Raw genomic sequence first — 21,174 nt, forward strand, 5'->3', positions numbered from 1 at the left:
CTTCATGAGCCATACACGTCCCAACATCGTCTTCATCGTCGCCGACGACCTGGGCTATGCCGACCTGGGCTGCTACGGCGGGCGCGAGGCCGCGTTCGGCCCCGTCTCGCCCGTGCTCGACGGCCTGGCCGCACAAGGCCTCAAGCTCACGCAGGGCTATTCGAACTCGCCGGTGTGCTCGCCCACGCGCTTCGGGCTGATGACGGCGCGCTACCAGTACCGCCTGCGCGGCGCGGCCGAGGAGCCCATCAACAGCAAGAGCCGGGGCAGCAGCACCCTGGGCCTGCCGCCCTCGCACCCCACGCTGCCCTCGCTGCTGCGTGCTGGCGGCTACCGCACGGCGCTCATGGGCAAGTGGCACCTGGGCTACCCGCCGGCCTTCGGGCCGCTGCAGTCGGGCTACGAGGAGTTCTTCGGCCCCATGTCGGGCGGGGTGGACTATTTCACGCACTGCAGCTCCGCTGGCCAGCACGACCTGTACCTGGGCGAGACCGAGCAGCAGGAGGACGGCTACCTCACCGACCTGATCACCGACCACGCGCTCGATTTCGTGGAGCGCATGGCGCCCGGTGCTCAGGCGGGCACGCCCTTCTTCCTGAGCCTGCACTACACGGCACCGCACTGGCCCTGGGAGACGCGCGACGACGCGGCGCTGGCCGAGGAGGTGCGCCAGAATCTGTTCCACCTGCACGGCGGCAACATCGAGGCCTACCGCCGCATGATCCACCACATGGACGAGGGCATCGGCCGCATCATGGCCGCCCTCGCCCGCCATGGCATCGATCGCGACACGCTGGTGGTCTTCACCAGCGACAACGGCGGCGAGCGCTTCTCGGACAACTGGCCCCTGGTGGGCGGCAAGATGGACCTGACCGAGGGCGGCATCCGCGTGCCCTGGATCGCCCATTGGCCCGCCGTGATCGCTCCGGGGGGCGAGAGCGTGCACAGCTGCATGACCATGGACTGGTCCGCAACGATGCTCGATGCGGCCGGCGTGCCGGCCGATGCCGACTACCCGCTCGATGGCGTCTCGCTCATGCCGTTGCTGCGCGATGCCGGGTGGGACTGCGAGCGCCCGCTGTTCTGGCGCATGAACCACCGCGGCCAGCGCGCCATGCGCCTGGGCGAGTGGAAGTACCTGCGCGTGGATGGCAACGACTACCTGTTCCACCTGGCCGACGACGAGCGCGAGCGCGCCAACCGCGCCGGAGTCGATCCCGAGCGCCTGGCCGCGATGCGCGCGGCATGGGAGGCGTGGAACGCCACCATGCCGGCCATCCCGGAGGACGCCACGGTCAGCCTTGGTTACTCAGTCAAGGACATGCCGCAGCGGTAGCTCTCTCTACTAGACAGTTGGCGCAGCCACATGTTCGCGCCGCTGCACGATCACGAAGCGGTCGGCCACGAAGGCCAGGTTGGTGTAGCTGGCGTTGGCGGCCGGGTTGCCGCCCGTGGCGTGGTAGTCCGAGAACGACGCCGACTGGTTCACGAACACCCCCTGCGTGAGGTTGATGGACAGGGCCACGCGCGTGCGCCGGCCCAGGGCGATGGCGGCGTCGATGTAGGCGCGGTCGGTGGAGTACACGCCCAGCGTCAGCGCGCCATGCGCGCGCAGCGTGGCCTCGGCCACCTGCAGGCTGGCGGCGCCCGAGTCGGTGGCCACCAGGTAGGACACGGGGCCGAAGCATTCCTGGCCGTAGATGGCGCTGTCGGCCTGCTCCAGCGCCACGATCACCGGCGTGTGGATCTGCGCGTTCGCGAACTCGGGGTGGGGCAGGGCACGCGAGGCCAGCACCAGGCGGCCCTGGCCGCTCGCCTGCTGCATGCGGGCCACGGTCTCGGGCGAGCCCACGGCGCCCAGCACCGAGGTGGCCACGCGCGGGTTCGAGGCCAGCTCGGTCACGGCGGCGGCCAGGTCCGCACCCACCTGCTCGAAGCTCTTGTGCCCTTCGTCGGTGGCGATGCCGCTACGCGGCACCAGGAGGTTCTGCGTGGTCGTGCACATCTGGCCGCTGTACAGCGACAGCGTGAACGCCAGGTTGCGCAGCAGGGCCGCGTACTGGTCGGTGGATTCGATGATCACCGTGTTCACGCCGGCCATCTCGGCATACACGCGCGCCTGGCGGGCGTTGTCGATGAGCCAGCGGCCGAACTGGTTGCTGCCCGTGAAGTCGATGCTGGCCACCGCGCTGTGCGTGGCCAGGGCCTGGGTGTCTTCGGCACGGGGGCTCAGTGCCAGGGTCACGGTGTTCGGGTCCAGCCCCTGCTCGGCCAGCACCTCGCGCAGGATGTTCACCGAGATCGCGGCCGGCAGCACGGCATTGGGGTGCGGCTTGACGATGACCGGGTTGCCCGTGGCCAGCGCGGCGAACAGGCCGGGGTAGGTGTTCCAGGTGGGGAAGGTGGCGCAGCCCACCACCAGCGCGACGCCGCGGCCTACGATCTCGTAATGCTTTTGCATCACCAGCGACGGGTTCTTGCCCTGGGGCTTGTCCCACAGCGCCTGGCCTGGCACGTCGGCCATGGCCTTCCAGGCGTAGGCGATGGCTTCGAGTGCACGGTCCTGCGCATGCGGGCCGCCGGCCTGGAAGGCCATCATCGGGCCCTGGCCGGTGGTCAGCATCACGGCGTGCGCGATCTCGTGGCTGCGGCGGTGTATGCGCACCAGCGCCTCCAGCAGCACGCCCGTGCGGCCCTGCGCGCCCAGTGCCTGCCAGGCGGGTTCGGCCGCCTGGGCCGCATCCAATAGGGCATGCACGTCGCAATCGGGGTAGCGCACGTCCAACGCCACGCCGTAGGGCGAGCGCTCGGTGGCCAGGCGGCCTTGCTCGCCGGGCTGCTGCAGCGCAAAGTCCTTGCCCAGCAGGGCGTTCACGGCCGCCTGGCCGTCGGCCTGGCCGGTCTCGCCATAGACCTTGGGCGAGGGCGATTCGGGGAAGGGCGTCCAGTGGCCACGGGTGGCCAGGGCGGCAAGGGCTCCCTCCAGGAGGGCACGGTGGGTTTCGAACAAGGGCATCAATTTGTCTCCGCTAGGGTTTGCCCTGATGGGTTTGACTTGCATCAGGATTCGGGAAAGTTTATTCTCTACCGAACGGTCGGTCAATAATGTTTGCGATCGCTCAACACCAGATTTCCCCACCTTGATAGGCAGGAGCATCCATGTCTGAACCCCTGGTCCTCGTGACGCAGTCGGGCGCCGTGCAAACGCTGGCGCTCAACCGGCCCGCCGCGCTCAACAGCTTCACGGCGGAGCTGCATGCCCAGCTGCTGGCGGCGCTGGAGGCAGCCGCAGCCAATGCCGAGGTGCGCTGCGTGGTGCTCACGGGCTCGGGCCGGGCCTTCTGCGCGGGGCAGGACCTGGCCGATCCCGCCGTGGCGCCCGATCTCACGCCGGGCGCCGCGCCCAAGGACCTGGGCGAGGTGATCGACAAGCTGTACGGCCCCCTGTGCCTGCGCATCCGCAGCATGCCCATCCCCGTGGTGGCCGCCGTCAACGGTGTGGCCGCCGGCGCGGGCGCCAACCTGGCGCTGGGTTGTGACCTGGTGCTGGCCGCGCGCTCGGCCAGCTTCATCCAGGCCTTCACCAAGATCGGCCTGGTGCCCGACACCGGCGGCACCTGGCTGCTGCCGCGCCTGGTCGGCCGCGCCCAGGCCCTGGGCCTGGCGCTGCTGGGCGACAAGCTGCCCGCCGCCGATGCCGAGCGCCTGGGCCTGATCTGGCGCTGCGTGGACGACGCGGCGCTGCAGGACGAAGCCCAGGCCCTGGCCCAGCGCCTGGCCGCCATGCCCGTGAAAGCGCTGGTCGCCACGCGCAATGCGATGGATGCCGCCGCGCAGATGGACTACGGTCAGGCCCTGGCCCGCGAGGCGGCCGCGCAGCGCACGCTGGGCGCCTCGGCCGACTACCGCGAGGGCGTCGAGGCCTTCATCGGCAAGCGCGCCCCTGTGTTCAAAGACCGCTGATCGAGTAGCCCGATGGATTCCTCCACCACCGCCATGGACCCCCAGGCCATCGCCGAGCATGTGCGCGCCGGCATGCTCGCCAACGACCGTGCCACGCAGGGCCTGGGCATCGCCATCACGGCCATTGCACCGGGCCGGGCCACGCTCGAGATGACCGTGCGTGCCGACATGCTCAACGGCTTTGCCATCTGCCACGGCGGCTTCATCACCACGCTGGCCGACTCGGCGTTCGCCTTCTCGTGCAATGCGCGCAACGAGATGACCGTGGCCTCGGGCCTGTCCATCGACTTCCTGGCACCCGCACGCGAGGGCGACCGCCTCACGGCCGTGGCCAGCGAGGTCTCGCTGGCCGGCCGCACCGGCGTGTACGACGTGAACGTGCACAACCAGCGCGGCGAGGCCATCGCCGTGTTCCGCGGCCGCTCGTACTGCATGAAGGGCAAGCCCACCGTGCCGCTGGACGCTGCCGCCCGCTGACCCCCTTACCCAGAACCCACAGGAGACATCCATGGCCGTGCGCCAACCTGCCCCAGGCGACCTGGAGCCCATCGAAACCGCCAGCCGCGACGAAGTCCAGGCCCTGCAGCTGCAGCGCCTGCGCTGGACGCTGCAGCACGCCTACGACAACGTGCCGCACTACCAACGCGCCTTCGATGCCAAGGGCGTGCACCCGTCGGACCTCAAGCAGCTGTCCGACCTCTCCAAGTTCCCCTTCACGGTCAAGAAAGACCTGCGCGACAACTACCCCTTCGGCATGTTCGCCGTGCCGCGCGAAAAGGTGGCCCGTATCCACGCCTCCTCGGGCACCACGGGCAAGCCCACGGTGGTGGGCTACACCTTGAAGGACATCGATACCTGGGCCGACCTGGTGGCACGCTCCATCCGCGCGGCCGGCGGGCGCGCGGGCGACCTGATCCACATCGCCTATGGCTACGGCCTGTTCACGGGCGGCCTGGGCGCGCACTACGGCGCCGAGCGCGCGGGCTGCACGGTGATCCCCATGTCGGGCGGCCAGACCGAAAAGCAGGTGCAGCTGATCCGCGACTTCGGGCCCAGCATCATCATGGTCACGCCCTCGTACATGCAGGTCATCAACGAGGAGTTCGTGCGCCAGGGGCTGGACCCGCGCGAGAGCTCGCTCAAGGTCGGCATCTTCGGTGCCGAGCCCTGGACCGAGGCCATGCGCCGCGAGATCGAGACCAAGGCCGGCATCGACGCGGTGGACATCTACGGCCTGTCCGAAGTGATGGGTCCGGGCGTGGCCAGCGAGTGCATCGAGAGCAAGGACGGCCCCGTGGTCTGGGAAGACCACTTCTACCCCGAGATCATCGACCCCGAAACGGGCGAGGTGCTGCCCGACGGCCAGGAGGGCGAACTCGTCTTCACCTCGCTGAGCAAGGAGGCGCTGCCCATGATCCGCTACCGCACGCGCGACCTCACGCGCCTCTTGCCGCCCACCTCGCGCGCCTTCCGCCGCATGGGCAAGATCGTGGGCCGCTCGGACGACATGCTCATCATCCGCGGCGTGAACGTGTTCCCCACGCAGATCGAAGAGATCGTGCTGCAGAACCAAAAACTCTCGGGCCAGTACCAGATCCTCGTGGCGCGCGACGGCAACCTCGACCAGGTGACCGTGCGCTGCGAGTTGCAGCCAGGCGTGGCCGATGGCGAGCGCCCGGACCTCACCGGTTGGGTGCAGCAGCGCATCAAGACCCTGGTGGGCATCACCTGCCAGGTCGAGGTGCTGGCCACCGATTCCATCGAACGCACGCTGGTGGGCAAGGCCCGCCGCGTGATCGACCAGCGCGCGCGCTGAAGCAGCCCCCCGAACGAAAGGACACCACCATGTACACCCAGGCCATGGACACCATGGGCAAGGAAGGCGGCGACGCCAAGGCCCTGCGCAGCGCCGAGGAGATGCAGCGCCAGGAGGCCTTCGATGCGCGCATCGACGCGGGCGAATTCATCGAGGCCAAGGACTGGATGCCCGACCACTACCGCAAGACCCTGCTGCGCCAGATCAGCCAGCATGCGCACTCGGAGATCGTCGGCATGCTGCCCGAGGGCAACTGGATATCGCGCGCGCCCACGCTCAAGCGCAAGGCCATCCTGCTGGCCAAGGTGCAGGACGAGGGCGGCCATGGCCTGTACCTGTACGCCGCGGCCGAGACCCTCGGGACCTCGCGCGACCAGATGCTGGATGCCCTGCACACCGGGCGAGCCAAGTACAGCTCCATCTTCAACTACCCCACGCTGACCTGGGCCGACATGGGCACCATCGGCTGGCTGGTCGATGGCGCGGCCATCATGAACCAGGTGCCGATCTGCCGCTGCTCCTACGCGCCGTATGCACGGGCCATGGTGCGTATCTGCCGGGAAGAGAGCTTCCACCAGCGCCAGGGCTACGACGCGCTGCTCACCATGATGCAGCAGGGCACCGACGCCCAGCGCGCCATGGTGCAGGACGCGGTGAACCGCTGGTGGTGGCCCTCCATCATGATGTTCGGCCCGCCCGACGACCAGTCGCCCAACTCTGCGCAGTCCATGCGCTGGGGCATCAAGCGCATCTCCAACGACACGCTGCGCCAGAAGTTCATCGACGCCACGGTGGAGCAGGCCCGCGTGCTCGGCGTGGCCCTGCCCGACCCCGACCTGAAGTGGAACGAAGAACGCCAGGCGCACGACTACGGCGCCATCGACTGGAGCGAGTTCTGGCGCGTGATCGGCGGCGACGGCCCCTGCAATGAAGAACGCCTGGGCGCGCGCGTCAAGGCCTGGGACGACGGCGCCTGGGTGCGCGAAGCCGCCCTGGCCCATGCCGCCAAGCACGCCCCGGTGCGCGCTGCCGCCTGATTCCACCGAGATCCGAGATTTCCCCATGACGACCCCATCCTCTCCCTCCACCCCCGCCGCCGATCCCGCGATGGCCACCGAATGGCCGCTGTGGGAAGTCTTCGTGCGCAGCAAGGCCGGCCTGGACCACAAGCACTGCGGCAGCCTGCACGCGGCCGACCCGCGCATGGCCATCCAGCTGGCGCGCGACGTCTACACCCGGCGCCAGGAAGGCACCAGCGTCTGGGTCGTGCGCTCCGACCAGATCGTGGCCAGCGACCCCGGCGAGAAGTCCATGTATTTCGACCCGGCGCAGGACAAGGTCTACCGCCACCCCACCTTCTACGTGCTGCCCGAGTCCGTGGACCACATGTGAGCGCCACTGCCATGCAAGCCACCAGCATCCACATCAGCCAGGACCCGGGCGTGCAGTACCTGCTGCGCATCGGCGATACCTGCCTCGTCCTGGCCCAGCGCCTGTCCGAATGGTGCGGCCACGGCCCTGTGCTCGAAGAAGACATCGCCCTGTCCAACATGGCGCTGGACCTCGTGGGCCAGGCGCGCGCCGTGCTCACCCGGGCCGGCCAGATCGAAGGCCGCGGCCACGACGAGGACCAGCTGGCCTTTCTGCGCGACGAGCGCGACTATGTCAACGTGACCCTGGTGGAGCTGCCGCGCGGTGACTTCGCCTTCACCATGGTGCGCAATGCCATGGTGGCCACTCTCTTCAAGCTGCTGTGGGAGCGCCTGGCCAGCTCCAGCGACACGGAGCTGGCCGCCATCGCCGGCAAGGCCCTCAAGGAGGCGCGCTACCACCAGCAGCATGCGGCCGACTGGGTCGTGCGCCTGGGCGACGGCACGGCCGAATCGCGCCGCCGCACCGAAGCGGCCCTCAAGGCCCTGTGGCGCTACACGCCCGAGCTCTTCGTGGTCGATGCGGTGGACGAATCCGCCCACGCCACGGGCCTGGGCCCGCGCTGGGCCGACCTCAAGGACGCCTGGACCGGCGAGATGGCACAGATCCTGGCCGCTGCCAGCCTGGCCACGCCCCAGGAGTCGGCGTTTCGCAGCACTGGCAAGCAGGGCGTGCACAGCGAGCACATGGGCTACATCCTGACCGAGATGCAGTACCTGCAGCGCAGCTTTCCCGGGGGCGTGTGGTGATGGTGGCCGAAGCCATCGACCTCCCGGACGCGGAGCAGGCACCCGACGCGCGCATTGCGCGCGCGTGGGAGGTGCTCGACAGCGTGCCCGACCCCGAGGTGCCCGCGGTCTCCGTGTGCGAGCTGGGCATCGTGCGCGACGTGCGCCTGGCGGGCGATGGCCTGGAGATCGTGCTCACCCCCACCTATTCGGGCTGCCCGGCCACCGAGGTGATCGAGCACGACGTGCTCGCCGCCATCGTGGCGGCCGGCCTCGGCCCGGCCCACGCCACGCTGCAGCGCGCCCCGGCCTGGACCACCGACTGGATCACCGAACGCGGCCGCGCGCGCCTGCTGGCCTACGGCATCGCGCCGCCGGGCCCGCTGCCGCCGGGCACCGAGGTGCCGCTGCGCTTCATGCCGCGCGCCAACGCGGCTGCCCCGGCGCTGGCCTGCCCGCGCTGCGGCAGCCTGCAGACCGAGCGGCTCTCGGCCTTCGGCTCCACGGCTTGCAAGGCGCTGTACCGCTGCATGGCCTGCCGCGAGCCCTTCGAGCACTTCAAGCCCTTGTGAAGCACCCTTCTTCGCCCCCACCCAAGACACCGACATGAGCGTCATCTTCCATCCCCTGCGCGTGCGCGCCATCGAGCCCGACACGGCCGAGGCCGTCATCGTCTCCTTCGACGTGCCGCCCGAGCTGCGCGAGGTCTTCGGCTTCACCCAGGGCCAGTACCTCACGCTGCGCACCGACATCGGCGGCCAGGACCTGCGCCGCTCGTACTCCATCTGCGCGGGCGTGGATGACGCCGAGCTGCGCGTGGGCGTGCGCAAGGTCAACGGCGGCGTGTTCTCCAACTGGATCAACGCGCAGCTGCAGGTGGGTGACACGCTGCAGGTCATGGCACCGCAAGGCCGCTTCTTCGTGCCCATCCAGGCCCAGGCGAGTCGCCACTACCTGGGCATCGCGGGCGGCAGCGGCATCACGCCCATCCTGTCCATCATGAAGACGGTGCTCGCACGCGAGCCCGGCAGCCGCTTCACGTTGATCTACGGCAACCGCACGCTGCAGTCCACCATGTTCAAGGAGGAGATCGAGGACCTCAAGAACCGCTACCTCACGCGCCTGGTACTGCACCACGTGTTCTCGGCCGAGCAGACCGACGCGCCGCTGAACATGGGCTTCGTGAACCGCGAGAAGCTCGCCGAGTTTCTGAAGGCCCTGATCCCCGCGCAGAAGATCGACGAGGCCTTCATCTGCGGCCCCTTCCAGATGAACGACGAGGCCGAGGCCGCACTGCTGGCCGGCGGCGTGCCGGCCGAGCGCATCCACGTGGAGCGCTTCGGCGTGGCCCTGCCGGCCGGTGGGCAGGTGGGTGCCGTGGTGCACGAGGCGCTGCCCGGCGACGCCAAGACCTCCCGCATCGCCATCGTGCGCGACGGCCTGCGGCGCGAATTCCCGTTCTCGGGCGAGCAGGCCAGCATCCTCGATGCGGCCTCGGCCGCCGGGCTGGAGGTGCCGTTCTCGTGCACCTCGGGCGTGTGCGGCACCTGCCGCGCCAAGTGCGTGCAGGGCGAGGTGCGCATGGAGCGCAACTTCGCGCTCGACAAGGCCGAGGTGGCCGCCGGCTTCGTGCTCACCTGCCAGTGCCGGCCCCTGACCGACAGCGTGGTGCTGTCGTTCGACGAACGTTGATGGTCGCGATGACGGCACCCACCGCTGCACGCGCTGCCGGGTCCCGCCAGGGATTCGGGCAGCGAGGGGCCACGGTGCCTGCGCATGCGGCAAGATGGCGGCCCTTCACTACCGGATGCAAAGGAAAACTGCCCATGGCCCGAGGACGCTCCCCCGGATACGACGACCAGCGCGAAATGATCCTCCGCCATGCCGCCGAGCTGTTTGCACGCCGCGGCTATCCGGCCACGTCGATGAACGAGGTGGCCGAGGCCTGCGGCCTGTCCAAGCCCACGCTGTACCACTACTTTCGCGACAAGTACAACCTGCTCGTGCACATCGCCGACGGCCATGTCTCGCGCCTGCAGGCGCTGGTGGAAGAAGTCGAAGCCAAGCAGCTCGCGCCCGAGGCACGGCTGCGCGAGCTGATCCACCGCTTCGTCGAGGAATACGCCGAGGCCCAGCACGCCCACCGCGTGCTGACCGAGGACGTGCGCTTCCTGCAAGCCGAGGACAGCGAGCGCATCCTGGGCAAGGAACGCGCCGTGGTGGCCGTTTTTGCAGAGGCGCTGGCGCAGATGCGGCCCGACACCGATGCCGCCGGCCTGACCAAGGCATTGACCATGCTGCTGTTCGGCATGATCAACTGGATGTTCACCTGGCTCAAGCCCGACGGCGAACTCGACTACGGGACCATGGCGCCCATCGTTGCGGACCTGTTCTTTGGTGGATTTCCTGCCGTCCGAATGCCCATTGAACTGGCCCAAAGGCCTGCGCGTCCATGACAATGGCCACGCACCTTCACCACCGCGTACCCGATACCGGCCGACAAGAGCCGGACCAGCGCTGAATCTTCCTTGCTTGCCTGCGCTGACAACACCATCCTTTCTTTTCCACAGGAGACAAACGCATGAAAAAGACCCGCTTCGCACAACTCGCGCTCGTGGCCGCAGCCGCCGCCATGGCCTGCGGCGCCGCCCTGGCCGACATCACCGTCGGTGTCACGGTGTCGGCCACCGGCCCGGCCGCCTCGCTGGGCATTCCCGAGAAGAACACCATCGCCCTGATGCCGCGCACCATCGGCGGCCAGAAGGTCAACTACATCGTGCTCGACGATGCCTCAGACACGACCACGGCCGTGGGAAACACGCGCAAGCTGATCAGCGAAAGCAAGGTCGACATCATCCTGGGATCGAGCACCACGCCCAACTCGCTGGCCATGATCGACGTGGTCGCCGAGGCGCAGACGCCCATGATCTCCATGGCCGCCTCGGCGCGCATCGTCGAGCCCATGGACGCCAAGAAGAAGTGGGTCTTCAAGACCCCGCAGAACGACATCATGATGTCGCTGGCCATCGTGGACCACATGGCCAACGCCGGCGTGAAGACCGTGGCCTTCATCGGCTTTGCCGACGCCTACGGCGAAGGCTGGTACCAGGAGTTCGGCAAGGCCGCCGCCATCAAGAAGATCCAGATCGTGGCCAACGAGCGCTATGCGCGCACCGACACCTCGGTGACCGGCCAGACGCTGAAGATGATCTCGGCCAAGCCTGACGCGGTGCTCATCGCCGGCTCCGGCACGCCGGCCGCATTGCCCCAGAAGGCGCTCAAGGAGCGCGGCTTTGCCGGCAAGGTCTACCAGACCCACGGCGTGGCCAATGCCGACTTCCTGCGCGTGGGCGGCAAGGACGTGGAAGGCACCTTCCTGCCCTCCGGCCCCGTGCTCGTGGCTTCGCAGCTGCCCGCCTCGCACCCGGTGAAGAAGTCGGCCAGCGCCTATGTGGCCGCCTATGAGGCCGCCCACGGCAAGGACAGCGTCTCCACCTTCGGCGCCCACGGCTGGGATGCCGGCGTGCTGATGGCCGCTGCCGTGCCCGTGGCGCTCAAGAAGGCCAAGCCCGGCACCGTGGAGTTCCGCACGGCCCTGCGCGATGCGCTCGAGCAGATCAAGGAAGTGCCCGGCGCGCACGGCATCTTCAACATGTCCGAGAACGACCACCTGGGCCTGGACCAGCGCGCCCGCGTGATGGTCAAGATCGAGAACGGCACCTGGAAATACCAACCGTAAGCCCCCCTGAGGCGCTGCGCGCCTTCCCCCCCGAGGGGGGACGCTCCCAGCGCGGCGGGGCGGCCCTTGCGCGGGAGCACTGGCCTGCGTCGTGCCAGTTGCGTGGGCTGCGCGCGCTTTTGGGTCGTTGAGAGACGGGCGCAGTGCGCCTGGCGCCGTGGCGCGGGGAGCGGTCCCCGGGCCTGCGGCGTGTCTGCCTTGTGAAAGAAAGCCGAATATGGATTTGCAGATCGCCCTGCTCTTGGGGCAGGACGGCATTGTCAACGGCGCCATCTATGGACTGATGGCGCTGGCGTTGGTGCTGGTTTTTTCCGTGACCCGGGTGATCTTCATCCCCCAGGGCGAGTTCGTGGCCTTCGGGGCGCTGACCATGGCCATGATGCAGGGCGGGCGCATTCCCGCCACGCTGTGGCTGCTGGTGGGCATGGCCGCGGTGGTGCTGGTGGTCGAGGTGGTGCGCTTTCAGCGCGGCAGCCCCGTGAACTGGCCTGCCACCGTGGTCTGGTGCCTGGTGCTGCCGCTGCTGGCCACAGCGCTGATCCTCGGGCTGCGCCCCACCTCGCTGGGCATGCAGGCGCTCACCACGCTGATCCTGATCACGCCCATGGGGCCGCTGCTGTACCGCCTGGCGTATCGCCCACTGGCCGATGCCACGGTGCTGATGCTGCTCATCGTCTCGGTGGCGCTGCATGGCGTGCTGGTGGGCCTGGGCCTGCTGTTCTTCGGCGCCGAAGGCTCGCGCACGCCACCGTTCTCGGAGGCGCGCTTCGACCTCGGCGGCATCCCCGTCTCGGGCCAGTCGCTGGTGGTGCTGGGTGTCACGCTGGCGCTGGTGATGCTGCTGTTCCTGTTCTTCGGCCGCTCCATGGTCGGCAAGGCGCTGCGCGCCACGGCCCTCAACCGCGTGGGGGCGCGCCTCATGGGCATTCCCACCGAGCTGTCGGGCGATGTGAGCTTTGCCCTGGCCGCGCTGATCGGCGCGGTCTCGGGCCTGTTGATCGCCCCGCTCACCACCGTGTACTACGACACGGGTTTCCTGATCGGCCTCAAGGGCTTCGTCGCGGCCATCGTCGGCGGCCTGGGCAGCTACCCCATGGCACTGCTCGGCGCGCTGATCGTGGGCCAGCTGGAGGCCTTTGCATCGTTCTGGGCCAGTGCCTACAAGGAGGTTCTCGTGTTCACCCTGATCGTGCCCGTGCTGTGGTGGCGTTCGCTCAACAGCCGCCATGTGGAGGATGAGGAATGACCGCGCCCGTCAAGACAGATATGGCTGCCGGCGCACACGATGCAGGCACCTCGCGCGGCATCGCCACGCGCACCCAGCTGACGCTCGCCGCCGTGGCGCTGCTGGCCCTGTGCTGGGGCTTCCTGCCCGACTTCACCGTGGTCGTGCTCAGCTACATCGGCCTGTACGCCATCGTCGCGGCGGGCCTGGTCATGCTCACCGGCGTGGGCGGCATGACCTCCTTCGGCCAGGCGGCCTTCGTGGGCGTCGGTGCCTATGCCACGGCCTGGATCTGCACGGCGCCCGCGTCGGTGCAGGCGCTCTCGGGCCTGGTCGGCATGGCCGGCCTGCCCTGGGTGGGCCTGGTGCTGGGCCTTACGATCACCTTCGCGCTGGCCTGGGGCCTGGGCTCGGTCACGCTCAAGCTCTCGGGCCACTACCTGCCGCTGTGCACCATCGCCTGGGGCCTGTCGCTGTACTACCTGTTCGGCAACATGGAATTCCTCGGCGGGCAGACCGGCATCACCGGCATCCCGCCGCTCGTCGTGGCCGGCGTCTCGCTGGCCTCGCCGCGCGCCATCGGCGTGCTGATCTGGGCGGTGCTGCTGGTGTCGCTGTGGCTGCTGCACAACCTGCTCGACTCGCGCGAGGGCCGCGCCATCCGCGCGCTCAAGGGCGGGCGGGTGATGGCCGAGTCCATGGGCGTGGACACGGCGCGTTACCGCATCAAGCTTTTCGTGCTGGCGGCGCTGCTGGCGGCGATCTCGGGCTGGCTGTATGCGCACCTGCAGCGCTTTGTCAGCCCCACGCCGTTCAACCTCAACATCGGCATCGAGTACCTGTTCATGGCCGTGGTCGGTGGTGCCGGCCACCTCTGGGGTGCGGTGCTGGGCGCCACGCTCATCACCCTGCTCAAGGAAAAGCTGCAGGACGTGCTGCCCTCGCTGCTGGGCACCAGCGGCAACTTCGAGGTCATCGTCTTCGGCCTGCTCATGGTCTTCGTGCTGCAGCGCTTTGCCGACGGCCTGTGGCCCACGCTGAACCGCCTGGGCGAGCGCTGGCTGCGCCGCGAGGCGCCGCGCACGGCAGGCCAGGCCACCGAACTGGCGCAGCGCACGCTGCCCACGGCCGGCACGGTGCTGCTGCAGGCACGCAACGTGACCAAGCGCTTCGGCGGCCTGGTCGCCAACAACAATGTCTCCATGGACGTGAAGGCCGGCGAGGTGCACGCGCTGATCGGGCCCAACGGCGCCGGCAAGAGCACCTTCTTCAACATGGTTTCGGGTGTGGACGACGCCACCGAGGGCGAGGTGCGCCTGGTGGACCAGGCCATGCTGCGCCGCCCCTCGCGCGCCTTCGCCCGCCTGGGCATGGCGCGCACCTTCCAGCACGTGCGCCTGCTGGGTCAGCGCAGTGTGGTCGAGAACGTCGCCCTGGGCGCGCACCAGCGTGCGCACCGCGGCTGGCTCGCCTCCATGCTGCGCCTGGACCGCGCCGAAGAGGCGGCCCTGCTGGCCGAGGCGCGCCGCCAGATCGAGCGCTGCGGCCTGGGGGTCCATGCCGATGCGCCCGCCGCCTCGCTGGCCCTGGGGCAGCAGCGCATCGTCGAGATCGCGCGTGCTTTGGCCGGCCAGCCGGCCATCCTGCTGCTCGACGAACCCGCCGCCGGCCTGCGCCACCTGGAAAAGAAGGCCCTGGCCGACCTGCTGCGCCAACTGCGCGCCGAGGGCCTGGGCATCCTGGTGGTGGAGCATGACATGGAGTTCGTGATGAACCTGGCCGACCGCATCACCGTGCTGGAGTTCGGCACCGTGATCGCCGAGGGCACGCCCGCGCAGGTGCAGAGCAACCAGCGCGTGCTCGATGCCTACCTGGGTGGCGCCGACGACGACCTGCCCGCCGCTGCCACTGAAGGAGCCACCGCATGACCGCCTTGCTGCAACTGCAGGACCTCTCTGTTTCGTACGGCCAGGTGGAAGCCGTCCACCAGGTCCGGCTCGACGTGAACGAGGGCGAGATCGTCACCGTGATCGGCCCCAACGGCGCCGGCAAGACCACCTTGCTGTGCGCAGCCATGGGGCTGCTGCCGGCCACCGGCTCCATCACCCTGGCCGGCGAGCGCATCGCCCGCCCCAGCGTGGAGGCCATGGTGGCGCGCGGCGTGGCCCTGGTGCCCGAAAAGCGCGAACTCTTCGGCGAGATGTCGGTGGAGGACAACCTGTTGCTGGGCGGCTTTTCGCGCTGGCGCAAGGGGCAGCGTGACCAGGCGCAACGCATGGAAGAAGTGTTCGGCATCTTCCCGCGCCTGCGCGAGCGCCGCCCGCAACTGGCCTCCACGCTCTCGGGCGGCGAGCGCCAGATGCTGGCCATCGGCCGTGCGCTGATGGCCCGCCCGCGCCTGCTGATGCTCGACGAGCCCTCGCTCGGCCTGGCCCCGCTGATCGTGCGCGAGGTGCTGCAGGTGGTGTCCTCGCTGCGTGCGCATGGCGTGTCGGTACTGCTCGTGGAGCAGAACGCGCGCGCCGCGCTGCGTGTGGCCGACCGGGCCTATGTGCTGGAGATGGGTGCGGTGGCGCTGACGGGCGCCGCACAGGATTTGCTCAACGACCGCCGCATCATCGACACCTACCTGGGCATGGGCGGGGCGGCGCACGCCCAGGCCGAGGCCGCGACCCATTGAGCCTGCAGAGGACCGCCGTGTAACGCAGCGACCGTCCCGTTTTCACCCTTTCGCAGGCCCTGGGGCTGCGGAAGGGTTTTTGCGTTGTGAAGATCCATAAATACGACAGGAGACAAAGCATGAAGACAGGCGTTCGGCCGGGGTTGGCGCGCAGGGAGTTTTTGCGTTCGGGTGGCGCATTGGCCGCGGGCCTGGCGGGCACGGCCTGGGCCCAGGACAGCGCGGGCGGGGCCGATGGCGAGATCGTGATCGGCCAGTCCTGCCAATTGAGCGGTCCACTGGCCGCGCTCACCACCGAGGTGCGCCAGGGCGCAAGCCTCTACTTCGACCACGTGAATGCCTCGGGCGGCGTGCGCGGCCGCAAGATCCGCGTGGTCGCCATCGACGACGCCTACGACCCCAAGAAGGCCGCCGAGAACACGAAGAAGCTGATCGACGAGGACAAGGTGCTGGCGCTGTTCCAGTACGCCGGCACGCCGCCCGCGCTGGCCGCCCTGCCGATTGCCGAGGAGCGCGGCGTGCCCTTCATCGCGCCGTTCACCGGCTCGGACGGCCTGCGCCAGCCTGGCAGCCGCTATGTCTTCAACATCAAGGCCGGCTATGCGGCCGAGCTCGACGCCACGGTCAAGCAACTGGCCTCGGTGGGCATCTCGCGCATCGCCGCGGTCTACCTCAACAACCCGTTCGGCACGGGCGGACTGGCCTCGGTCGAGAAGTCCGTGCAGGTCCACAAGGTGACCCTGGCGGTCAAGGCCCCGCTGGAGGTGGACGGCTCGAAGATGGCGGACGCCGTGGCCACCGTGGCCAAGGAGTCGCCCCAGGCCATCATCGTCATCAGCGCGGGCAAGCCCAGCGTGGATTTCGTCGATGCCTACCTGGCAGCCGGCCACCGCTCCACCTTCTACATGCTCTCGGTGATCAGCAATGCCCAGCTCGTGAAAGCACTGGGCGAGCGCGCGCGCGGCGTGGTGGTTTCGCAGGTCGTGCCCTCGCCCTGGAACCAGAGCATGCCGATCTCGCGCGAGTTCCAGACCCTGGCCAAGGCCAAGGGCATCACCGAGTACACCTTCAGCCAGATGGAGGGCTTCATCTCCGCCCGCTTCCTGGTCGAGGCACTGCAGCGTGCCGGCACCAAGCCCACCCGCGCCGGCCTGGTCCAGGCCATGGAGTCGATGAAGAACCTGAACCTGGGCGGCTATCCCGTGGAGCTGTCGGCCACGCAGCACAGCTCGGGCAAGTTCGTCGATCTGCTCATGATGGGCCGCGACGGCCGTTTCACGAAGTAGGAGCGACTCAAAAACTCTTCTGGCGTCGTTGCTGCGTCTTGTCGTACTAGAGCCTGTCCACGGCCTTTTACGGGGATGCGCATGCAGTCCACGGTGCGTCCGTCTAGGCGCGCGCCGCTGCCCATGCCGGTGGCATGGGCAAGGTGGGCAACGACGAGGGGCGGGGCGTGGGCTGCATGCCCTTCGGGTTGCCACCTCCGGCAGGCCCATGCGGCGTTGCCCATCCTTGATGGACATGCGTTCATCTGCGGTGGGCGCCTTGCCTGATCCTCCCGGAGGAGGCAACGCAACCCCGTAAAAGGCCGTGGACGGGCTCCGACTGCCTGCGACACAGCGCCTAGCCAGAACCGCTTCGCTGAGTTTGTGAGCCGCTCCGAGGCGGGAGACGCTGCTCAGGAGGTGAGCAGCGCGCCGTCCTCTGCGGCCTCCAGCAGCCGCGTGAGCAGCGGGTGCATGACCTTGCGCGCGTTGTAGATCAGGTGGAACTGCTCCTGCACGTCGGGCGTAGCGCCCACCTGCACCAGCCCATGGGTCTTTCGCAGGTGCGCGCCCACCGACACGGGCGCCGGCATCACACCCATGCCCGTGGCGGCAAAGGTGCTGAGCAGGGCGCTGTCCTCGAACTCGCCCGCAATGCGCGGGCGGATGCGCTCGCGCTCCAGCCAGTGGTCGATGCGCGCACGCATGGCGGCATGGTCGGTGGGCAGCAGCACGGGCACCACGGCCAGGCTCTGCGGAAACTGCCGCGCCGCCGCCTCGGCCCATACGGGTGGGGCGTACCAGGCCACGGCACTCGTGCCCAGCAGCTGGCTGGTGGTCTTGAGGGCCGGGTTGGGCGGTGCGGCGCGGTCGGCCAGCACCGCGTCGAGCTTGTGCAGCGCGAGCTCGCCGAGCAGCGGCTGGAACTCCCCCTCGTGGCACAGCAGGCGCAGGTGCGGTTCGTCGAGCACCGGCGTCAGCAGCCGGTGCATGGCCAGCTTGGCGATGCCGTCCGAGATGCCCAGGTTCAGCCGCAGCGTCTGGCCGCTGGCGGCTTCGCGCACGCGGTGGGTCAGCTGCTCACCGAGGGCAAAGATGTGGTCGGCCTCGTGCAGGGCGGCCACGCCGGCTTCGGTCAGCACCAGGCTGCGCCCCTCGGTGCGCAGCAGGCTGGTGCCCAGGGCCTGCTCGAGCAGGCGCACCTGGGCGCTGATGGTCTGCACGGCCATGTCCAGCCGCTCGGCGGCGCGCGCGATGCCGCCCTCCTTGGCGACCACCCAGAAGTAGTACAGATGGCGGTAGTTGAAGCTCTGGCTCATGGTCTGGGTTGTCCCACCGGTGGAAAGGGGTATTCGTAAAAAGTGTTTGGTTCGTAAAAACCAGATGAATGGTATCGAAAAGACAGGTTTTAAAGATGCAAAGGCATCCCTACAGTGCGGGCTTGCCTTGAATTTCCCAGGAGATACCTCATGCACGACACCGCCGTCCACACCCCCGCCACCCCGACCCCGGGCCTGCCACCCCTGCCGCGTTCGCGGCGCTGACGCCGCCGCTGCGCGAAGGAGAACGAGATCATGGAAACCATTGGAACCTGGTGGATGTGGGCGGGATTCGCCGTCTTCGTGGTCGTTGCCATCGGCATCGACCTGTTGGTGATGGAGCGCCAGGGCGCGCACAAGGTCACGACCAAGGAGGCCCTCAAGTGGAGCGCCCTGTGGTTCTCGCTGGCCTTCGTCTTCGTGGCCGGCCTGTGGTGGTACCTGGACGGCAGCCAGGGCCGCGAGGTGGCCAACACCGTGTCGATGCAGTTCATCACCGGCTACCTGGTGGAGAAAAGCCTGTCCATCGACAACATCTTCGTGTTCCTGATGCTGTTCAGCTACTTCGCGGTACCGGCACAGCACCAGAAGCGCGCGCTGATCATCGGCATCATCGGCGCCATCGTTCTGCGCACGCTGCTGATCCTGGCAGGCGCCTGGCTGCTGGCTTCGTTCCACTGGCTGCTCTATGTGTTCGGTGCCTTCCTGGTGTTCACGGGTGCCAAGATGTGGTTCGCTGCCGGCCAGGAGCCCGACATCGCGACCAACCCGGTGCTGCGCTTTTTGCGCAAGCGCATCCGCATCGCCGACGTGTTCGATGGCGAGAAGCTGACCACCACCATCAACGGCGTCAAGCACTACACGCCGCTGTTCGTGGTGCTCATCCTGATCGGCACCACGGACATCATCTTCGCGGTGGACAGCATCCCGGCCATCTTCGCGATCACCAGCGACCCGTTCATCGTGCTCACGGCCAACATCTTCGCCATCCTGGGCCTGCGTGCGCTGTACTTCCTGCTCGCCGACCTGGCCGACCGCTTCCACCTGCTGGCCTATGGCCTGGCCCTGGTGCTGGTGTTCATCGGCAGCAAGATGCTGCTCATCGACCTGGTGAAGATCCCGATCGGCTACGCTCTGCTGGTCACGGCGGGCCTGATCGCCGGCTCCATCGTCCTGTCGCTGCGCAGATCGGCCGGCAGCCCGCCCGCTGCACAGCCTCCCAAGCCCTGAAGGAAACCTGCCATGGACATGATCGAATCGGTGATGCTCACCCTGCTGGTGGCCCTGGCGGGCACGGCCCTGATGGCCTGGCGCCTGGGCAACGAGCGGCGCGACGTGGGCCTGCTCACCGCCTTGGCGGCGCTGTGGGGCCTGGCCACCGCCGCAGCCTTCAGCTGGTGACCGCAGGCCCATGCGGATGCTGAGCACCCTGCGCCGCAAGCTGCGCCACCTGGAACCCAGCGTGCGCGACCAGCTGGCACGCACGGCATTGGCCCGTGCCGTGCCCTGGATGGAGCAGCGCGCGCTGTTCCGCTTCCAGCGCGAGCCGCTGGCGCGCGGGGTGGCTGCCGGCCTGTTCTGCGGGCTCATCCCCGGCCCGCTGCAATTGGTGGGGGCGGTCGGCGCCTGTGCCTGGCTGCGCGGCAACGTGGTCGCCGGTGGCGTCACCACCTTCTACACCAACCCGCTGACCACCGTGCCCCTGTATGTGCTGGCCTTCCAGATGGGCTCGCTGGTGCTGCCTGGCGAGCAGTCGCTGCCGGCCTTCAACGCGGACGGCCCGGCCGGCGCCTTCAGCGTGCAGGCGCTGGCCGAGTGGATGCAGGCCCTGGGCACGCCATTGCTGGTCGGCCTGCCAGTGCTGGGCCTGGTGCTGGCAGTGCTGGGCTATGCAGTGGTGCAGGCCCTGTGGCTGGCCCCCGTACTGCAGCGCGGGCGCCGCCTGCAGCGTGCGCGGGCCCTGCGCGGCCCGCCGTGAGGCTAGCGGTTCAATCCAGCTTGACGCCGACCTTGGTGATCACACGGCCCCATTTTTCGCGCTCGGCGCGCGCATAGCTGCCCATCTGGGCCGGGGTGCCGGGCAGGGGCTCCACGCCCAGGGCCTGCAGGCGCGCCCGGGTGCGCGTGTCGGCCAGGGCGGTCTGCAGCGCCTTGCTGAACTGGGCCACGGCCTCGGGCGAGGTGCCCGTGGGGGCCACCAGCCCCTGCCATGCATAGCCCTCGAATCCCTGCAGCCCCTGCTCCTGGATGGTCGGCACATCGGGCATGGTCGCCACGCGCTGCGGGCTGGCCACACCGATGGCGCGCACCTTGTTCGTGGCGAGGAAGGGGTAGACCGTGGCGCTGTCGATCCACATCGCCGGCACCTGGCCGCCGATCACGTCCTGGATGGCCGGGGCCGCGCCGCGGTAGGGCACATGGGTGAGCTTGAGGCCGCTCTGCTCGCGGAACAGCTCTCCCACCAGGTGGTGCGGGCTGCCCGGCCCGGCGGAGGCCCAGTTCACGCCATCGGCGTTGCCCTTGGCCCAGGCCATGAACTCCTTGAGGTTCTTGGCGGGCACGTTGTTCGAGACCACCAGAAACATCGGAAAGCGCACCAGCAGGCCCACGGGCTGGAAGTCCTTCTCGGCGTTGTAGCTCAGCTTGCTGAACAAGAAGGGGTTGGCCGCCAGCGTGGCGAAGTCGGCCGAGAAGATCAGGTTGCCCAGGTCCTTGCTGCGCGCCGCATAGTCGGCCGCGATGTTGGTGCCCGCGCCGGGCTTGTTGTTGATGATGACGGGGCGACCCAGGCTGGCACCCATGGATTCGGCGATGGTGCGCGCCACGATGTCCGAGCCGCCGCCGGCCGCATAGCCGACCACCCATTCCAGGGGTTTGCCGTTGTCCTGTGCGTGCAGGGCGAGGGGCGTGAGTGCCAGTCCCGCGAGGGTGGCGAGGAAGTGTTTGCGCAGCATGGTGTTGTCTCCGGTGGTCAAGGGGTGGATGGTTTGGGCACAGCGGCGCCGCAG

21 protein-coding genes are annotated in these 21,174 nt (G+C 68.8%); 18 read left to right on the forward strand and 3 right to left on the reverse strand.

What is annotated here, in order from left to right; all coding sequences use genetic code 11:
* The first annotated feature begins 4 nt into the window (after positions 1-4).
* Positions 5-1,336, forward strand: coding sequence for a sulfatase family protein (locus tag AC07PF_RS18465; protein ID WP_494612805.1), 1,332 nt, complete (start codon positions 5-7; stop codon positions 1,334-1,336).
* A 9-nt stretch (positions 1,337-1,345) separates the two neighbouring features.
* Here the strand turns inward: AC07PF_RS18465 and paaN are convergent, their stop codons facing one another.
* Entirely contained in the window at positions 1,346-3,016 is a 1,671-nt protein-coding gene (gene paaN / locus AC07PF_RS18470; protein ID WP_494612806.1) for a phenylacetic acid degradation protein PaaN, read from the reverse strand.
* Positions 3,017-3,159: 143 nt separating this feature from the next.
* Here paaN and AC07PF_RS18475 point away from each other — a divergent pair, with 143 nt between their 5' ends.
* The 14 genes from AC07PF_RS18475 (at position 3,160) to AC07PF_RS18540 (ending at position 16,868) form a co-directional block, all read left to right on the forward strand.
* A complete protein-coding gene (locus AC07PF_RS18475) occupies positions 3,160-3,963 on the forward strand; it encodes an enoyl-CoA hydratase-related protein (protein ID WP_494612807.1) in 804 nt (267 codons plus the stop codon).
* Positions 3,964-3,975: 12 nt separating this feature from the next.
* Positions 3,976-4,440, forward strand: a complete 465-nt coding sequence (gene paaI / locus AC07PF_RS18480; RefSeq protein ID WP_494612808.1) for a hydroxyphenylacetyl-CoA thioesterase PaaI — start codon at positions 3,976-3,978, stop codon at positions 4,438-4,440.
* A gap of 31 nt (positions 4,441-4,471) precedes the next feature.
* Positions 4,472-5,779 (forward strand): phenylacetate--CoA ligase PaaK, encoded by a 1,308-nt coding sequence (gene paaK / locus AC07PF_RS18485; RefSeq protein WP_494612809.1) that lies wholly within the window; start codon positions 4,472-4,474, stop codon positions 5,777-5,779.
* A gap of 29 nt (positions 5,780-5,808) precedes the next feature.
* Positions 5,809-6,816, forward strand: coding sequence for a 1,2-phenylacetyl-CoA epoxidase subunit PaaA (paaA, locus tag AC07PF_RS18490; protein ID WP_494606949.1), 1,008 nt, complete (start codon positions 5,809-5,811; stop codon positions 6,814-6,816).
* 25 nt (positions 6,817-6,841) lie between these two features.
* Positions 6,842-7,171 carry a 1,2-phenylacetyl-CoA epoxidase subunit PaaB gene (gene paaB / locus AC07PF_RS18495; RefSeq protein WP_186457925.1) on the forward strand — a complete coding sequence of 110 codons (330 nt, stop codon included), beginning with the start codon at positions 6,842-6,844 and terminating at the stop codon, positions 7,169-7,171.
* A gap of 11 nt (positions 7,172-7,182) precedes the next feature.
* Positions 7,183-7,959 (forward strand): 1,2-phenylacetyl-CoA epoxidase subunit PaaC, encoded by a 777-nt coding sequence (gene paaC / locus AC07PF_RS18500; protein WP_494612810.1) that lies wholly within the window; start codon positions 7,183-7,185, stop codon positions 7,957-7,959.
* Positions 7,959-8,510, forward strand: a complete 552-nt coding sequence (paaD, locus tag AC07PF_RS18505) for a 1,2-phenylacetyl-CoA epoxidase subunit PaaD (protein ID WP_494612811.1) — start codon at positions 7,959-7,961, stop codon at positions 8,508-8,510. Before paaC ends, paaD begins: the two co-directional genes overlap by 1 nt.
* Positions 8,511-8,544: 34 nt before the next feature.
* Positions 8,545-9,630, forward strand: coding sequence for a 1,2-phenylacetyl-CoA epoxidase subunit PaaE (paaE, locus tag AC07PF_RS18510; protein WP_494612812.1), 1,086 nt, complete (start codon positions 8,545-8,547; stop codon positions 9,628-9,630).
* Between the two features lie 134 nt (positions 9,631-9,764).
* A complete protein-coding gene (locus tag AC07PF_RS18515) occupies positions 9,765-10,394 on the forward strand; it encodes a TetR/AcrR family transcriptional regulator (RefSeq protein WP_007852096.1) in 630 nt (209 codons plus the stop codon).
* 125 nt (positions 10,395-10,519) lie between these two features.
* Positions 10,520-11,677, forward strand: a complete 1,158-nt coding sequence (locus AC07PF_RS18520; protein WP_494612813.1) for an ABC transporter substrate-binding protein — start codon at positions 10,520-10,522, stop codon at positions 11,675-11,677.
* A gap of 217 nt (positions 11,678-11,894) precedes the next feature.
* On the forward strand, positions 11,895-12,923 hold the full coding sequence (locus AC07PF_RS18525) for a branched-chain amino acid ABC transporter permease (protein ID WP_145697155.1): 1,029 nt from the start codon (positions 11,895-11,897) through the stop codon (positions 12,921-12,923).
* Positions 12,920-14,830, forward strand: a complete 1,911-nt coding sequence (locus AC07PF_RS18530; protein ID WP_494612814.1) for a branched-chain amino acid ABC transporter ATP-binding protein/permease — start codon at positions 12,920-12,922, stop codon at positions 14,828-14,830. Before AC07PF_RS18525 ends, AC07PF_RS18530 begins: the two co-directional genes overlap by 4 nt.
* Positions 14,827-15,582: an ABC transporter ATP-binding protein gene (locus tag AC07PF_RS18535; RefSeq protein ID WP_494612815.1), complete on the forward strand. Its 756-nt coding sequence runs from the start codon at positions 14,827-14,829 to the stop codon at positions 15,580-15,582. Before AC07PF_RS18530 ends, AC07PF_RS18535 begins: the two co-directional genes overlap by 4 nt.
* A gap of 119 nt (positions 15,583-15,701) precedes the next feature.
* Positions 15,702-16,868, forward strand: a complete 1,167-nt coding sequence (locus AC07PF_RS18540) for an ABC transporter substrate-binding protein (RefSeq protein WP_494612816.1) — start codon at positions 15,702-15,704, stop codon at positions 16,866-16,868.
* A gap of 392 nt (positions 16,869-17,260) precedes the next feature.
* Here the strand turns inward: AC07PF_RS18540 and AC07PF_RS18545 are convergent, their stop codons facing one another.
* Positions 17,261-18,166 (reverse strand): LysR family transcriptional regulator, encoded by a 906-nt coding sequence (locus tag AC07PF_RS18545; RefSeq protein WP_494612817.1) that lies wholly within the window; start codon positions 18,164-18,166, stop codon positions 17,261-17,263.
* Between the two features lie 255 nt (positions 18,167-18,421).
* Between AC07PF_RS18545 and AC07PF_RS18550 the strand changes: the two genes are divergently transcribed.
* Genes AC07PF_RS18550 through AC07PF_RS18560 form a run of 3 tightly spaced genes read left to right on the forward strand, consistent with a single transcriptional unit; the run spans position 18,422 to position 20,144 of the window.
* Positions 18,422-19,396, forward strand: coding sequence for a TerC family protein (locus AC07PF_RS18550; protein WP_494612818.1), 975 nt, complete (start codon positions 18,422-18,424; stop codon positions 19,394-19,396).
* Between the two features lie 12 nt (positions 19,397-19,408).
* The gene (locus tag AC07PF_RS18555) at positions 19,409-19,567 is read left to right on the forward strand and encodes a hypothetical protein (protein WP_007852119.1); all 159 of its coding nucleotides are present in this window, start codon (positions 19,409-19,411) and stop codon (positions 19,565-19,567) included.
* A 16-nt stretch (positions 19,568-19,583) separates the two neighbouring features.
* The gene (locus tag AC07PF_RS18560; RefSeq protein ID WP_007852121.1) at positions 19,584-20,144 is read left to right on the forward strand and encodes a DUF2062 domain-containing protein; all 561 of its coding nucleotides are present in this window, start codon (positions 19,584-19,586) and stop codon (positions 20,142-20,144) included.
* A gap of 10 nt (positions 20,145-20,154) precedes the next feature.
* Here the strand turns inward: AC07PF_RS18560 and AC07PF_RS18565 are convergent, their stop codons facing one another.
* Positions 20,155-21,120, reverse strand: a complete 966-nt coding sequence (locus AC07PF_RS18565) for a Bug family tripartite tricarboxylate transporter substrate binding protein (protein ID WP_494612819.1) — start codon at positions 21,118-21,120, stop codon at positions 20,155-20,157.
* Positions 21,121-21,174 lie beyond the last annotated feature (54 nt).

This window comes from Acidovorax sp. GW821-FHT10A04 (assembly GCF_059415825.1).